Consider the following 14,489-nt stretch of genomic DNA (forward strand, 5'->3'; position numbering starts at 1 on the left):
AAATGCTATAAAACTCAAAAATTTAAGCTCTACCGCTTATTTGATCAATTTTATATAGTTTATATACAAAAACTAATAAAATGACCATATAAGCGAAATATTTAAGTATTATTTCTTTATATTATAGCATATTCTCAATGTATTCTCATTTATAAACAAAAACATAGGGTCTTCGTCAAACAAAAGCTATGACCTGCGCAAAACAAAATAGGGTAGGGGTAGGGATAGAGATGTTACACCTGTATTATCATTTAAATAATTAATTGAGAAATCGGTCCATCTTTTTGACCTGTATTTTCAATCTTTTATCAAGTTTTCAGATTCTTCTTCTATTTCAATTTCATCATTCATCTTTTTATCAACCAAATTTCACAATTTATTTCTAATTTATCACCATGAACTTTTCTTCACATATAGATTATTTTGTCTATTCTGAATGTACATCTAATGTATTTCTCTAGTGTACATATTTTAACCATAGAATAATATGTGTTTTATAAATATACATATAAATATACACAGAAATTCCATTATGATATGTATACAAAATTATACCTTGTTAAAATATATATCAAGGTATATACTTTTATTAACAAGGAGGTGATATGTATGACCACAGCAAAGCTATTCGAAAATGGCCGCAGCCAGGCTGTACGATTACCAAAAGAATTTCGGTTTAATGGTGATGAAGTAATCATCAACAAAATTGGAAATGTAGTTTTACTTATGCCAAAAGATGATGAGTGGGCAGGATTTGTAGCTGGTTTATCATTATTTACAGATGATTTTATGTGTAACGGACGGGAAGATATCGATCATCAGGAGCGTGAAGCCTTATGAAGTATATGTTAGATACAAATATATGTATTTATGCCATTAAGCAAGAGCCAGAAGTTGTACTACAAAAAATTTTAAAGCATCGTCCTTCAGATATATGTATATCATCAATTACATATGCTGAGTTAATGCATGGTGTAGAAAAAAGCCAATCAAAAGATAAAAATAGATTAGCTTTAACACTTTTATTATCGCCTATCCAAATTGTTGATTTTGACAGCCACGCTGCTGAGGAATATGGAAAAATAAAAGCAGATTTACAATCACAAGGAAAAATTATTGGTCCTATGGATCTGCTCATTGCAAGCCACGCAAAGTCAAAGGGTCTTACCATTGTTACTAATAATACAAAAGAGTTTGAAAGAGTAAGGCAATTAGAAGTTGAAGATTGGTCCAAACCATTAAGCTAATTAAAACTATAAATAGTTACTAAAAAAGCTAGCTAAATCAAATTAGCTAGCTTTTTTCTATGCAATCACATATTTTATTTGCTTCGATTGTATTGTTCTAGTTGAATCAACAAAACAGATACGTCCGCCGGGGATACGCCAGAGATACGGCTTGCTTGGCCAATGGAGTGAGGGCGGATTTTATTGAGCTTTTGTTGAGCTTCAAGGGAGATGCCCTTAATTTGTGTGTAATCCCATTCTTTTGGAAGAATTTTTTCTTCTAATTTGCGAACCTTGTCGACTTGGTCCATTTGCTTTTTAATATAACCTTCGTACGTAATGGAGATATCAACAGCTTCTTCTATGTCAGGTGTATAGCGTTTCAAACCAAATGCATCGGCTACGATAGCATAAGAAAGTTCGTTACGTTTCACCAAATCGTAGGCGTGAATGCCCGTTCTAATCGGTGCTGTACCTAAGCTTTCAAGTAAGGCTTGTGTTTCCTTAGATGGATTAACAGGTGTATTTCGCAACATATCCATCGCTTCTTCGATAGCAGCTTTCTTAGCTGTAAATTTAGCCCAACGATCGTCTTTTACAAGACCGATAGCACGGCCTTTTTCAGTAAGACGCATATCTGCATTATCTTGACGAAGCAATAGACGATATTCGCTACGGCTTGTCATCATACGGTACGGTTCATTCGTACCTTTTGTTACGAGATCATCGATGAGAACACCGATATAGGCTTCAGAGCGAGCAAGGATAAACGGTTCTTTACCTTCAAGCCATAAAGCAGCATTAATACCAGCCATTAGACCTTGTGCAGCGGCTTCTTCATAGCCAGATGTACCATTTGCTTGACCAGCAGAGTAGAGGCCTTCAATATGTTTCACTTGAAGGGCTGGTGTTAATTGTGTTGGGTTCAAACAATCGTATTCAATGGCATAGGCAGGGCGCATGATTTCTACATTTTCAAGGCCTGGAATGGTGCGAAGGAATGCATATTGTACGTCCATTGGAAGAGACGTACTCATGCCTTGCACGTACATTTCGTTTGTGCTAGTACCTTCTGGTTCTACGAATAATTGATGACGTTCTTTATCGGCAAAGCGCACTACTTTATCTTCGATGGAAGGGCAGTAACGAGGGCCTACGCCTTCAATTTTACCACTGTACATTGGAGCGCGGTGAATATTGCTCGTAATGATTTCATGCGTTTCTTTGTTAGTATAGGTCAACCAACATACGTCTTCATTGCGGTTAATCCATTCATCCATGAAAGAGAAAGAGTGATGATGTGTATCGCCTTCTTGAACCTCCATGTTTTCGAGGTTAAGCGTGCGTTTATCTACGCGAGCTGGCGTACCAGTCTTAAAGCGCATCAACTCAATGCCATTATCTAGCAAGGATTGAGAGAAATGTTCTGCTACACGTTGACCATTTGGACCACCTACATAATCGATATCGCCGATGAGGATTTTACCTTTCAAGTAGGTACCTGTACAAAGAATAACAGCCTTAGCACCATAGAATTCGCCAAGTTCTGTTACAATACCTGTTACCTTGCCATCCTCAACCTTAAGCTCAGTTACCATGATTTGCTTAACATTGAGATTCTCTGTATTTTCAATGGTTTGTTTCATCAAATGTTGGTATTTGATTTTATCAGATTGGCAGCGCAAGGAATGCACTGCAGGGCCTTTACCCATGTTGAGCATACGCATTTGGATAGCCGTAGCGTCAGCGTTGATACCCATTTGACCGCCTAAGGCATCAAGCTCATAAACAAGATGACTTTTACCAGGACCGCCAACGGCAGGATTACATGGCATAAGCGCAATATTATCTAAACTGATGGTCGCCATCAACGTGCGATGACCCATGCGGGCAGCGGCGAGGGCCGCCTCACAACCAGCATGACCACCACCGATGACGATGACATCATAATTATCTACTGTGTACATATCAATTGAATTCCTTATATTTGTTACTTATCTTATTGTGAAAGTTTATTTTACTCAAAACTGCAAGGCAAAATATCCTAGAGTCCGGATCCTCACTGTAAAAGTTTTTAAAGTGATGCTTTGGTTTGACCCAGAGTCCAGTTCCTCACTGTGAATTTTCTTTAGGCTACGTTGTAGCCTAGAAAATTTTACGTTCGGAACAAAGTGATGCTTGGGTTTAGCCCAATGTCCAGGTCGCTCGCTGGGCATTTTTCTTCGAAAAATTGCACGCTCCGACCAAAGTGATGTGTGGCTCCCATCGTCGCTAATGCTCCTCTGTTAGCTCACACCCTACTTTCCTAAGCAGAATCGACTAAATAGTTCATCGATCATGGATTCTCGGATGGTGTCGCCCGTGATGTCCCCAAGTAGTTCCCAGGCGCTGCGCAGGTCGGTAGCGACAAAGTCCACTGGCATGCCCATATCGATGGAGGAGAGGGCTTGTTCAACTTGCGCCTTTGCTTGTTCCATGAGGCTAATGTGGCGCACGTTACTGATCATGGCGCTATTGTCTTGTTTTACACGACCGCCGTAGACGAGTTCTTGTACCCATTTAGAGAGGACTGCAGAGCCTTCGCCTTCTTTGGCACTAATGCGCTCAATAGCTGTAAAAGTCCCGTGTTCTTTAATATTTTCATCTGTAACGACTTGTGCCACATCGGACTTATTGAGGAGTACGATGGTATTCAAACCGCTGACAGAGGTCAAAATTTCGATTTCTTCAGGGGTTAATGGCGTAGATCCATCGATAACACAGAGCACGATGTCTGCTTTGTTAATATAATCGCGAGCCCGTTCCACGCCGAGGGCTTCTACCGTATCTTGAGTATCGCGAATACCTGCCGTATCGATGAGGCGCAGAGAAATGCCTTCTACGGTCATATATTCTTCAATACTGTCCCGTGTTGTCCCCGGAATATCCGTTACAATAGCGCGGTTTTCACGCAATAGAGCATTCATAAGGCTCGATTTACCTGCATTTGGGCGGCCTACAATAACCGTCGTAATACCGTCGCGAATAAGGCGACCTGTGTTCGCTGTGGACAACAAATCGTCCATAGCTTTCAAAATAGGCTCTAGCTGCTCACGAACCTCTTGGCTCGTTACATCCTCGATATCCTCTTCTGGATAGTCGATGGTTACCTCTAAATGAGCAATCATGGCGATGAGCTGTTCACGCACATCTTTTACAAAGGACGAAACTGTGCCGTCTAGCTGCGATACAGCGAGAGAGAGGGAGTCCTCTGTTTTTGCTTCAATAATATCAATGATCGCCTCCGCTTGGGTGAGGTCGATACGTCCATTCATAAAGGCGCGCTTCGTAAATTCGCCGGCCTCTGCCATGCGCACATCGTGATTTACGAGCAGTTTCAAGATTTGTCGAACCGGCACAATACCGCCGTGACACTGAATTTCTACCACGTCTTCTGCGGTGTAAGAATGAGGGCCTTTCATTAATAATACAAGAACCTCGTCGATGGTCTTATTCGTTGCTGGATCCACAATGGTTCCGTATTGTATCGTTCTGTTTTGGCGGTCCATCAAAGGAACGGTGCCAGCGCTCTTGAACAGGCTATTTACAATAGGAAAACTATCCTTACCGCTGACCCGAATAATGCCAACCCCGCCGATGCCGGGCGGCGTCGCAATGGCCGCTATTGTATCATCTATATACATACATATCTCCGTATTTCGATTATCTAGTATTTGCTTTTGTATATGTTCTTCGCCTGTGAAAGTTAAACTAAACTAATCTTTGCATGCGAAGATTAACTTAGGTTAGCTTTCACCATAACCTAAAGAATAAAGGGGGGCAGCCCTCAAGCAACCATGAATTCAGTCACTTGAAAGCTGCACCACTATATTATTTTTTGTACGTAATCACAACGTGACGGAATGGTTCGTCCCCTTCACTGTTAGTAACAACGTTTTTATCCCCTTGAAGGGCAGTGTGAATGATTTTACGTTCAAAAGCATTCATCGGTTCTAAGGAAACCTTTTGACGGTTGCGTTTCACCTTAGAAGCCAAGCGTTTCGCGAGATTTACCAATGTTTCTTCTCGACGAGAACGGTAATTTTCCACATCTACAACGATGTGGCAGTGGCCAGACACATCCTTGTGAGCCACGAGATTTGTTAAGTATTGAATAGCATCCAATGTTTGACCATGTTTACCGATCAAAATACCTAAATCTTCGCCGTGTACTTGGAATGTAATCTTATCTTTAGTCATCATTTTTTCGATAACTACAGTGAGGCCCATTTGTGTAAACATATCATCGAGGAATTGTTTACCTTTTTCAGCAATTTCTTGTTGCTCTTCTTTTGAAAGTTCCTTTTTAGAAGGTTTTTCTACAACATCACCTTCAGAAGTTTCAACTGCTGTATCTTGTACTTCTGTTTCACTTGTTGCTACTGGCTTGGAAGCAACAGCTACAGATTGTTCTTCTACATGAGCTACTTCTTCTTGCGTAGCAGTTTTAGCTACAGATGTGAAGAATAAGCGAACAACTGCTGGTTTACGACCAATGCCCAAGAAGCCATTAGAAGGTTGTTCCAAGACTTTAGTTTCTACCAATTCTTGGCCATCTTCAGCCAATTGAGCTACGCCTTTGGCAATGGCATCTTCAATGGTTTTAGCAGATACATCGATAAATTCCATAGTGTCTCCTATTTCTTAGCTTCTAAGCTTTTGTAAATGAAATGTTGTTGCACAAATTGGAATACATTGGATACGATCCAGTAAATAACTAAGCCAGATGGGAAGTTAAGGGAGATGTAACCAATGAATAAAGGCATAAAGATTGTCATAATCTTTTGTTGTTGCGCAGCAGCACCAGTTGCACCGCTACTAGTTTGCTTGGACATAATCCATGTAGATAATGCACTCAATACTGGCAAAATATACATTGGATCTGGTTCACCAAGACTAGGAAGCCATAAGAATTGTACATAGTTTTGATCGTATGGATAGCCTTGTAAAGCATAGAAGATAGCGATCAAGAATGGCATTTGCACCAATAGAGGCAAACAACCAGCCAATGGGTTAACACCCATTTCTTTGTACAATGCACCCATTTCTGCTTGAAGTTTTGCAGGATCGTTTTTGTATTTATCTTGCAATTCTTTCATGCGAGGCTGTAACTCTTGCATAGCCTTCATGGATTTGATTTGTTTTACAGTAAGTGGTGCCAAAACCGCTTTAATAACGATTGTTAAAAGGATAATAGCCACACCGTAGCTTGGATAGCCTACCATTTGAGTTAATTGGAACGCATAGGTTACCAATGTAGTCATCAATTCAACGATAGGGTGGAATATACTACTTAAGAATTCCATTGTTTCTCCTTTTTCTTACAGTCCGAAACCGTCCTTTGCGCATCCATATATCGTTATGGTATGGTCTAAATTTCATCCATACAGATGCTCAGGTATTTCCAAAACTGTGCTAGATGTTTTTTGTGAAAGTTGCTTTCACAGAACGCATCCAGCCTAATCAAAAATAGATTATGGTACTGGGTCATAGCCACCCTTGTGGAAAGGATGGCAGCGAAGAATGCGTTTTAAACCCATCCAGCTACCTTTCAAAGGACCATATTTTTCGATGGCCTGCAAAGTATATGTGGAACATGTCGGATAATAACGGCAACATCCAGGTTTTAAGGGAGATATGGCAAGCTGATAGAACCTAATTAAAAGTCGTAAAAGCATTGTTATACAGCGTTTCATAGAAATCTCCATATACACAAAAAGGACCAAAGCCTCTAACTTGTGGTCCTATTTATCATTTTGTACCAATAATTTGCTTTTTCGCAAGAGATACAAAATCTCCTTTTCCGCTTTTTCGTAGGTAGCGTTTTTCAGAGGGCCACGTCCAACAATTACGATATGATACCCTTCGCGTATGGAATGTTGATTGAGGCGATATACCTCTTTCATGAGCCGTCTAGCTCGGTTGCGCTCAACAGCACAACCAACCTTTTTGCCTGTTACAAAACCAATGCGAGTAGATTGCTTCGCCACGGGCATACGATAGAGTACACACATACGTCCTACTTCGTATTTTCCGTGCTTATACACAAGGCGATATTCATTATTGTGCGTCAGTCGTCTTGCTTTATCGAGGCAATAATCCATATGCATTGTCCTTAAGTCCTAAGAATAGAAAAACTTGGCAGCAGCGCCAAGTTTTTTCTCCTGCCTAACAGCTATTATATTATGCAGATAAGCGTTTTCTGCCTTTTGCACGTCTTCTTTTTAAAACGAGACGGCCACCGATAGTTTTCATGCGTTCACGGAAACCATGGGTACGTTTTCTCCAAAGAGTATTTGGTTGGTAAGTACGTTTCATTAGTAAAACACCTCCTCGTCATTTGTATTGTTTTACTTATACCATAACAGGGTAATTATAGAGTTAAAACGTAAATTTGTCAATATTTTAGGGCTATTCTGAAAGACTTTTATATAGATTTTACTTAAATCCGATAGAACTTAAAACTGATACTACTTTTATAGGAGCAGGAATAGATGTGGTTTTCTCCCTCCATACGACACGTAAGTCGGTCAAAAATCCACATCTATTCCTGCTCCTAACACATTTTAATGACTACTATAACACCTACTACCAGTATAAAAAGTAGTATCAGTTTTTATAGCAAATCTAAAAGTCTTTCAGAATACGGATCTAAGATTAACAAATTTTACCTTTTAACCGCTGGGGGAGGAGATGAGAATGATGTTACGTTTCCAGGGGGAGGAATATAGGGCTCCTTCATCGCTCCATACGACGCGTAAAGTCGCTCAAAAGGACCCTATATTCCCTCCCTAAGTAAACCCTAAACTCACCTTACACACCACTACACGATGTAAACGTAACATCAATTATTAGCAATACAAGAACTCTCATTCTAATCTTTTTATATAAGACAAATTTACCTTTTGATCTCTAGTTAGAAAGAGGGGAAGAATAGATGTGGTTTTCTCCCTTTTCCCTCTACGCCATATAAAATTACAATTTGTTTTATTAACAGAAGTTTATTGTTTAGTAACGATGATTGGATAGTTTCTAGATTACTTTTCCACAATTATTATTTATTAACATGGTTATCTATTATTGTTAGAAAGGGGATTGATACTAATTTTTAAGCGACTTGCGTCAGAATGGAGCGAGAAAATTAGTATCAATCCCTTCCTAAAAGTAATCTAGAAACAAATGTAAAAATAGATGGATAAAAATTAGATTTATAACTCATCGTTACTTAGTTAAATATAGTTCATATACAAATTGTAATTCAATAAAAGTAGTTTTCAGTCCTCCCCCAAAAGTAATTGATGAACAAAAGATGAGATAATTACTGAGTTATTAACATTTCTCCTTCAGATAATCAAAAGTTATCCACAGAATAAATGACAAACTAGTGATTTTTTGGTACAATCATACTTGAAATTAGGAAAAAGTATATATTTTTATAAGTTTTTGTTGGATAACTTTTAAGGTTATCCACATTTTTTCTCTTTTAACCTGTGTAATCTATAAAGTCAGTTATTATCTGGTTGGAAGAGAATTTTATTTTCACTTATTCACAGGTTGTGTACAGGTTATTCACAGGAATAACAGGTTTTTCCACAGCTTTCACAATAGTTATACACATTATTCCTAAAGTTATACACATTTATCGCAATAGTTATACACAAGAGGCACGTCATGCAATCATTTGATTTGAATAATATATGGGAACATATATTGCAAGAGGCGAAAAAGAACATGCAACATTTGCCTGACGCGTTGTACTTGCGCGTCACGTCATCGTTGATTCCCATGTCTCTCGACAGTCATTCGATCCATATAGGGGTCATGCAAACATTTGTTAAAAACTTAATCGATCAGCAGCCGCAGATTAGCAAGGCTTTACAGGATGCTATTACTACGGTTATCGGTTCCCATCGGGATATGGTGTTATTTGATTTCAATCAAGAGAGTATAGATACTACCTTTGTTGATGAAAGTCTCATCGATGATGCACCTGTAGTGGCTCCACCGATGCCATTACCGCCTGTGGTAGAGGAAAAAGCTCAACAAGATGAGTTCTATAAACCAATCTATCAAGAGCCTGTCTATATCGACCGCGCACCAGCTCCTGTGAATATTCCAGATGAGCCAATGGTAGCGCCTAGTAAAACAGTTGAAACTACAACACCTACATTACAGTCTGATAATGTACCTGTGGATTTATCCTTATCTAACCTTAATCCAGCGTACCGTTTTGACAACTACGTTACAGGCAACGCGAACCGCATTCCATTTGGGGCGGCTCAAAATGTAGCTGAGTTCCCAGGCGGCGACTATAATCCGCTCTTTATTTATGGCCCTTCAGGTCTAGGTAAAACGCATTTGATGCACGCCATCGGCAACGCTATCAAGGAAAATCATCCTCACATGAAGGTTATGTCCATTACGAGCGAAAACTTTATGAACATTTTCGTAGAAACATTGCAGCGTAACCAAGGTAAATTGTTCCGCAACACATTCCGCAACATCGACGTGCTCATGATTGACGATATTCAGTTCCTTGAAAGTCGTGAAAGTACGAAAACTGAGCTATTTAATACGTTCAATGAGTTATTAAATAACAACAAGCAAATCGTCCTCACCTCTGATACGATGCCAAACGATATGGAGCAATTCGAAGACCGTCTTCGTTCTCGTTTCCAAGCTGGCTATATTGCTACCATGGAAAATCCAGATTTAGAAACACGCATTGCCATCTTTAGATCTTTGCTGGAACGAGAATATAAGAAAAATCGCGTTATCCGCATCGATAACGACTCCATCAACTATGTGGCATTACAATTTAGCGAAAATGTCCGCGTGTTGCAAGGGGCTTTCACAAAATTAATCGGTACCGCATCCATCGATCAACGTCTTGAATCTATCGATCTAGAATACACTAAACAAGCCTTGGCTGGCCTCGTTCACACCGAAGAGGTGAACATGGTCACTATTGAAAGTATCCAGAATTTTGTAAGTTCTTATTTCAGTATTAAAAAGCAAGACTTGCTCGGCAAGAAGCGTAAGGCACAGTTCGCATTTCCACGCCAAGTGGCCATGTATCTATGCCGCGATATGATCAATGAAAGTTATCCGCAAATCGCAGCAGCCTTCTCTCGTGACCATACGACAATTCTCCATGCGTACGATAAAATTACGAAGGAAATTGAACGAAACGAAGAAACTAAGAACATGATTTCTGAAATTAAACAGAAATTAACAACCTGTGGATAACTCTGTGGATATATTGTGCGTAACTTTGTGGATATCCTAAAAACTGCACTCTGCTGTGAGTATGTGGATAAGTGGTTACAAACTATCAACATAGTTATACACAACCGAGAAATCACACAGTTAGTAGCGCCAATTCACTTTTACACATATGAACAGGCCCCTACTATTACTACTACTAAAACTAACAAACAATCAAAAAACCAGTAGAAACAGATCTATCGCAGAATATCTATAGAGCATGTACGATAGCAAACATAGAATATTACAAACAAGATAAGTAATTATTAGAGCTTCTACAATATATAGAAATATAGAAATCAAAAAGGAGTTATATATGCATATTACATTCCCAAAAGCAAATCTCCAAAAAGCAATCAACGTATTGCAAAAAGTATCTCAAAATAAAACAAGTTCCAATTTACCAGGTGCTATCTACATGACAACAAAAAATGGTCAAGTAGAATTGCAAGGTAACGACTTTGAACTCGGTATTCGTTTAACCATCGATGGCGACATCAAAGAACCTGGCACATTAGTTGTAGGTTCCCGTTATTTCCAAGAATTAATTCGCAAATTACCTGGCGATACCATCGAACTTTATAAACCAGAGGACGGTAATTCTTTAACAATCACATCTGGTTCTTCCGAATTTAACCTCGTAACATTACATCCAGATGATTTCTCCTTGGTTGAACAAATTCACGACCAAGATCATGTAAACATTGATAGCTTTGCTATGAAAGAACTCATCGATTTAACAAACTATGCAGCTGCTACTGACGAAGATCGTCCTGTATTTACTGGTGCTCTTCTTGAAATTAAAGAAAACGAAGTAACAATGGTTGCCACTGATACACACCGCATGGCTGTTAAGAAAATTACTATCGATGAACCAGCAACTACGCCAATGCGTGCTATCATTCCTACAAAAACGTTGGCTGAAGTATCTCGTTTGTTACCAACAGATAATCCAGCGATGATCAACATCATTTGGAACCGCACACAAATCGTTTTCAACTTTGAATCGATTTACATTATTTCTCGTTTAATTGAAGGCACATACCCTGAATATGAAAAGGTTATTCCTTCCCAATTCGACTCTAGCGCTGTTATTGACCTCCGCGAATTCGCTGGTGCCGTTGACCGCGTATCCTTGTTGGCTAAAGACATCAGCTATAACGTAATTCGTTATGATTGGGCTGAAAGTAATGTAACATTGTCTACTCAAAATACTGAAATCGGTATGGCAAAAGAAGACGTAGCTGTTGAATTTAAAGGCACACCTTTCACAATCTCCTTCAATGGTCGTTATATCTCTGATATCTTGCGCCATAGCACAGGCGACAATATCCACTTGTTCTTAAAACAAAATGGTCCAGTTGTTATTCGCCAAGATAATAATCCGAACTATACATACGTAGTAACACCAGTTCGTACGAATGCATAAAGTAGGGCAGTAGTCAATGGAGGAGCTTGCGACGACAGGGACACTGCATCACTTTGTTCCGAACGTAAAATTTTCTAGGCTACAACGTAGCCTAAAGAAAATTCACAGTGAGGAACTGTACTCTGGTACTAAATAATTAATAATGTTAAAGTCAGTCTATTATTAGTTTATTGATAATACAATCACTACGTTGTATATTTTATTGAATTAATATACAAATCTATATTAGGTAATGATGAGTAAAAGTCATCGTTACCTAATTCCCATATAGTTATAAATTGTCCACTATAGGAGGACGTTATGAAAGCGCAACAGCAGGTACCCATTCATACGGAGTACATTCAAATTGATCAGTTGTTGAAGTTAGAAGGCATCATCGAAACAGGTGGTCAAATTAAATCCTTTATCGAAGAAGGTATCCTTACTTTGAATGGTCAAGTTGTCACAGAGAAACGCAAGAAATGCCGCGTTGGCGATGTGATTTCTTGCGAAGGTCTCGATGTAGATCTCGTAATTACTCAAGAGGAGGCTTAATCGGTGAGAATTGACTCACTGCAATTATTCCAGTTTCGTAATTACAAGGATGTACAGATTCAGTTCAACCCGGAGATTATCGTTTTGCACGGCACCAATGGGGCTGGTAAGACGAATATCCTCGAGTCCATTTATGTGGGTACCATTGGTAAAAGCCATCGGACCAACGATACGTCTGATATGCTCATGTTCAATGCTGAGGAATCAGGCATTGTCGTTAAGTTCGAGAAAAAGGATACGCCACAAAAGGTAAATATTAAGTTATTCCGCCAAGGTCCTAAGGATATTCGTTTAAATGATACTAAAATATCGCAAAAAGAACTGATTGGTACATTAAATACAGTTATCTTCTGTCCTGAAGATTTACAGCTCATCAAGGGGACTCCGTCGGGACGTAGACGTTTTCTCGATATGGAAATCTCTCAGACGAGTGCTACTTATTATCATCAGTTGATGCAGTATAATCGGTTATTACAGCAGCGCAATGCGATCCTTAAAGAATATAGAGGTAAGCAGAACATTCCTCTTGAAGAATGGGATTTGCAATTAGCCGATATGGCGAGTTTTATCGTAAAGAAACGGTTAGAAAGCTTGAAGAAAATTAACCTTCTCATCGATTTGATGAACCGTAAATTGACGGGTGGTCTTGAGAATTTGACCATCGGTTATGAACAGCCTTATATGGACAATGGTTCATTAGAGTATACAAAGGAAGGTTTTTACGAGCGCATTAAAGCAGCATTGCCACAGGATCGTCATCGGATGACCACCAGCGTAGGTCCTCACCGCGATGATCTTAGATTTTTCTCTGATGCGATGGATTTAAAGAAATTTGGATCCCAAGGGCAGCAACGAACAGCTGTATTGTCCTTAAAGTTGAGCGAGCTTGAGTTTATTAAGTCCGAGGTTGGGGAATATCCAGTTCTGCTACTAGATGATGTATTGAGCGAACTTGATGAGTCGAGACGAGCGAATTTATTGCAGTTTATTCATAAACGCATTCAAACATTTATTACTACTACAGACATTCATGATTTTAAAGATTTGAAATCTGTTCAATTTATTTCTTGTGAAGGGGGAAAGGTTCAGTATGGACAGCCTTGATCTTTGTTTAACAAAGGCCTTATCAAAACTGAATTTACTGGAAAAATATAAATTAAATACCCTCGTTCACAAGTGGCGTGATGTAGTGGGCGATGTCATTGCAGACCATACGAAAATTGTGTCTATCAAGCCTCCAGATATGGTTATCAGTGCAGATAATTCCATGTGGATGCAGGAACTACAGATGCAAAAACGACGCATCATCGAGGCCATAAACAAGTATTACCGCCAAGAGGTCATCACAGATATTCGCTTTATTATGAAACGTCAGAGCTATGTGAAAGTAGACACCAATACGTCTATATCTCTTCCTGACAAAATAGGGGAATCTAAAAAGATTAATTTTGCAGACATCGTGCTTTCAAAAGAAGATGTAGACGCCATCGATAAATCGTTAGAACAAACGGATAACGAAGAATTAAAGGCTGCTTTCAGAAAAGTACAAATTACGGCTCGAAAGCGGGAAATCTATTTAGAGCAGCATGGGTATCATCGTTGTAAGCGATGTGGCATGCATATGGAATCTAAAAAAGAAATCTGTCCGACCTGTGAATATGAATTGCATCGAAAACATATTAAGGACATTAAGGCGGTTATTAGAAAGTATCCGTACTTTAAATATAGCGATTGTCAGCAGTTTATACAGTGTACCTTCCCAGATTTTGCAGAAGCCATGCGGGAATCTATATACTTTTACTTAGATAAAATTTATAAAGGGTCCATTAATCGCCGTCACATGTATATGGTGGCTATGCTCATCACTCATAAGAAGCCTGATGAGTTAACAGACCAGCATGTTATTAATTTGTGTAACAAGTATCGATCTAAGTTCCTTGCAGAAGAGGAACAGCGGAAAATTGATTCATTAAATGGGACATTAGAAAAGTAGA

14 protein-coding genes are annotated in these 14,489 nt (G+C 39.1%); 7 read left to right on the forward strand and 7 right to left on the reverse strand.

The window, feature by feature from the left end; all coding sequences use genetic code 11:
- The first annotated feature begins 609 nt into the window (after positions 1 to 609).
- The gene (vapB, locus tag VCHSUH03_RS09205) at positions 610 to 840 is read left to right on the forward strand and encodes a type II toxin-antitoxin system antitoxin VapB (RefSeq protein ID WP_005384838.1); all 231 of its coding nucleotides are present in this window, start codon (positions 610 to 612) and stop codon (positions 838 to 840) included.
- Positions 837 to 1,247, forward strand: coding sequence for a type II toxin-antitoxin system tRNA(fMet)-specific endonuclease VapC (gene vapC / locus VCHSUH03_RS09210; RefSeq protein ID WP_105086243.1), 411 nt, complete (start codon positions 837 to 839; stop codon positions 1,245 to 1,247). Before vapB ends, vapC begins: the two co-directional genes overlap by 4 nt.
- 74 nt (positions 1,248 to 1,321) lie before the next feature.
- On the opposite strand, the gene mnmG is transcribed toward vapC, so the two are convergent.
- The 7 genes from mnmG to rpmH form a co-directional block, all read right to left on the reverse strand.
- Complete coding sequence (gene mnmG / locus VCHSUH03_RS09215; protein ID WP_105094803.1) at positions 1,322 to 3,193, reverse strand: tRNA uridine-5-carboxymethylaminomethyl(34) synthesis enzyme MnmG; 1,872 nt, start codon at positions 3,191 to 3,193, stop codon at positions 1,322 to 1,324.
- A gap of 330 nt (positions 3,194 to 3,523) precedes the next feature.
- Complete coding sequence (gene mnmE / locus VCHSUH03_RS09220) at positions 3,524 to 4,909, reverse strand: tRNA uridine-5-carboxymethylaminomethyl(34) synthesis GTPase MnmE (RefSeq protein WP_105094804.1); 1,386 nt, start codon at positions 4,907 to 4,909, stop codon at positions 3,524 to 3,526.
- Between the two features lie 187 nt (positions 4,910 to 5,096).
- Positions 5,097 to 5,894 (reverse strand): RNA-binding cell elongation regulator Jag/EloR, encoded by a 798-nt coding sequence (gene jag / locus VCHSUH03_RS09225; RefSeq protein ID WP_105094805.1) that lies wholly within the window; start codon positions 5,892 to 5,894, stop codon positions 5,097 to 5,099.
- A gap of 8 nt (positions 5,895 to 5,902) precedes the next feature.
- Complete coding sequence (locus VCHSUH03_RS09230; RefSeq protein WP_024066050.1) at positions 5,903 to 6,571, reverse strand: YidC/Oxa1 family membrane protein insertase; 669 nt, start codon at positions 6,569 to 6,571, stop codon at positions 5,903 to 5,905.
- A gap of 168 nt (positions 6,572 to 6,739) precedes the next feature.
- Positions 6,740 to 6,961, reverse strand: a complete 222-nt coding sequence (yidD, locus tag VCHSUH03_RS09235) for a membrane protein insertion efficiency factor YidD (RefSeq protein ID WP_012865047.1) — start codon at positions 6,959 to 6,961, stop codon at positions 6,740 to 6,742.
- Positions 6,962 to 7,009: 48 nt separating this feature from the next.
- On the reverse strand, positions 7,010 to 7,369 hold the full coding sequence (rnpA, locus tag VCHSUH03_RS09240) for a ribonuclease P protein component (RefSeq protein ID WP_105094806.1): 360 nt from the start codon (positions 7,367 to 7,369) through the stop codon (positions 7,010 to 7,012).
- Positions 7,370 to 7,448: 79 nt separating this feature from the next.
- Positions 7,449 to 7,583 (reverse strand): 50S ribosomal protein L34, encoded by a 135-nt coding sequence (rpmH, locus tag VCHSUH03_RS09245; protein WP_004692946.1) that lies wholly within the window; start codon positions 7,581 to 7,583, stop codon positions 7,449 to 7,451.
- Positions 7,584 to 8,936: 1,353 nt separating this feature from the next.
- Here rpmH and dnaA point away from each other — a divergent pair.
- The 5 genes from dnaA (at position 8,937) to VCHSUH03_RS09270 (ending at position 14,488) form a co-directional block, all read left to right on the forward strand.
- Positions 8,937 to 10,514, forward strand: coding sequence for a chromosomal replication initiator protein DnaA (dnaA, locus tag VCHSUH03_RS09250; RefSeq protein ID WP_105094807.1), 1,578 nt, complete (start codon positions 8,937 to 8,939; stop codon positions 10,512 to 10,514).
- Between the two features lie 334 nt (positions 10,515 to 10,848).
- Positions 10,849 to 11,961, forward strand: a complete 1,113-nt coding sequence (gene dnaN, locus VCHSUH03_RS09255; RefSeq protein WP_105094808.1) for a DNA polymerase III subunit beta — start codon at positions 10,849 to 10,851, stop codon at positions 11,959 to 11,961.
- 300 nt (positions 11,962 to 12,261) lie between these two features.
- Complete coding sequence (locus VCHSUH03_RS09260) at positions 12,262 to 12,495, forward strand: RNA-binding S4 domain-containing protein (RefSeq protein WP_105094809.1); 234 nt, start codon at positions 12,262 to 12,264, stop codon at positions 12,493 to 12,495.
- Positions 12,496 to 12,498: 3 nt separating this feature from the next.
- Complete coding sequence (gene recF / locus VCHSUH03_RS09265; protein ID WP_105094810.1) at positions 12,499 to 13,599, forward strand: DNA replication/repair protein RecF; 1,101 nt, start codon at positions 12,499 to 12,501, stop codon at positions 13,597 to 13,599.
- Positions 13,586 to 14,488: a DciA family protein gene (locus VCHSUH03_RS09270; protein WP_105094811.1), complete on the forward strand. Its 903-nt coding sequence runs from the start codon at positions 13,586 to 13,588 to the stop codon at positions 14,486 to 14,488. The genes recF and VCHSUH03_RS09270 overlap by 14 nt, the downstream gene beginning before the upstream one ends.
- Position 14,489: the final 1 nt, after the last annotated feature.

Origin of the sequence: Veillonella infantium (assembly GCF_002959895.1) — a bacterium.
GTDB classification, from domain to species: domain Bacteria; phylum Bacillota; class Negativicutes; order Veillonellales; family Veillonellaceae; genus Veillonella; species Veillonella infantium.